1 protein-coding gene is annotated in these 1,625 nt (G+C 58.0%); it reads left to right on the top strand.

What is annotated here, in order from left to right; genetic code table 11:
- Positions 1-160 precede the first annotated feature (160 nt).
- Positions 161-301, top strand: coding sequence for a hypothetical protein (locus tag QJT82_RS45330; RefSeq protein WP_172646958.1), 141 nt, complete (start codon positions 161-163; stop codon positions 299-301).
- The last annotated feature ends 1,324 nt before the right edge of the window (positions 302-1,625 follow it).

Genomic DNA, 1,625 nt, shown 5'->3' with positions numbered 1-1,625 from the left:
TCTGGACCAAGAAAAAGGTCCGTCAACGCCGTTTCAAAGGCCGCCGTATCACTCAGCTCTGATTCCGGGTACTAGAGCAGTACGATAAGGCCGCGAAGGCTGGGGCCAAGCCGGATCAGATGTCGCGAATACCGGCCCTGAGAGACCAGATGAGCTGAATATGGTTGACCTGGATCAAGACAAGGCAATCGCATCTGATGAGTGTATCGGCATGGCCGATCGCTACGACTGGATTTCCATCGCCTGCTTGACCGCGATTGCGCTTACGACTGTTGCCGCGACTGCGGCCTTGTTCCTGTAGAACGCGGGGCCGCGCGGTGGCACAAATTGCACTAGCGGTCGCCCAGCATCGAGGAATAGGATTTCAACCCCAAACGCAGGGGTTGTGTCATGAGTAGTGACCTACCTTTTTAGCGCGCTCATCGTGGCGCTCGGGCTGAGCCCCATCGCAATAGTGGCTATCGCCTTGTTCATGTAAAAAGAGGCCGCCTCAGTTGGCGGCCTCTTTATCCTGGGCAGCTTGCCCTTCCCGATTCGGATCGAGCCCGTCGCGATTCGGTGCCATGGAACACCCGCAGCCGCGAATTCGAACACTTGTGGAGTAGTCCACGAGGGTAGCTTTCGTTGCTACTTTATCCCATTACGGTGCATTGCGCTGTGGGGGCGCAGAGAACGGCCCCGGTTCACTGGCCCTGCTAGCCCCAAGATGGTGCCGGGGTCGTTCCCTTGCTGCGATGCGGAACGAGATGGAATGAGCGCGAATAGATTTAAGAGTTGGACTGAAACCGAAGAACGTTTGCTGGTTGCGCTGCATGAGTCAGGGATGGATCACCGCCTCATAGCGATCCAGATGCGCAGGACGGAAGCCGGGATCGATAACCGGCTCGCGGTGATCACCAAAAGGGCTAAACGGGCGGAGAGCGTCAGCCCGGCGTCGCTCGATAGTCCATCGCCGGCCGTTCGCGGATGACGGCAGGGTGCGATACGCTCTGCGACGTGTCGTCGGCTAGGAACGAACGTTTCTCCACGGGGCCCGATTGAGCACAAGTCTTGGTGCTTCAATGTCGGTAGCACCCGACACGGCCTCGGTGCTCTCCTCGTGCTGGGGCCGTTTCTTTTCGGGAACAAGTGGCAATTCTTGACGTTGCAAACGTCGGTCGGGTTGAGGAGTGGGACGACCATCGGCCTCAGCGTTCTCCCCGGGGCGCTGGGGCCGGTTTTTCCGAGGTGCAGTATGACGGACGAACGTCGGGATTGGACCCTGATCATCGGATTTCTAAGCATCGCGGTCGCAGTGCTGATAATCGACCTTGCCTTCTAGGCCGTCCTCGTTGAGCAAGGAAGAGCATGCTCTCCGACCTCGATGCGTGATTTTGAGATGGCTGGCCACCCGATCCTCGTTGTTCGCCAGCAGCTCATAATCATCTGCCAGCTTGAGATAGGCTCGACGTATTCCGTCGTCCACGACGACAGTGTGCGATACTCTTCTGCTATGCGTCGGTGTCTGGCCGCCTCAGCGGCGTAATCGTCCGAACTCATGGGAGGGGCTCCAAGTCGGATCGTAGCCATGTCGTTCTGTGAGCCAAGGAGTTGCCAGACATATTTGTCTTCCTAAGACCGCTTGG

Origin of the sequence: Bradyrhizobium sp. Mp19, assembly GCF_029952935.1 — a bacterium.
Lineage (GTDB): Bacteria > Pseudomonadota > Alphaproteobacteria > Rhizobiales > Xanthobacteraceae > Bradyrhizobium > Bradyrhizobium elkanii.
This window is presented reverse-complemented; position numbering and strand designations above follow the sequence as displayed.

Coding starts and splice junctions, on each gene's coding strand:
- QJT82_RS45330 (WP_172646958.1), top strand. CDS start 161: ATGGTTGACCTGGATCAAGACAAGGCAATCGCATCTGATGAGTGTATC.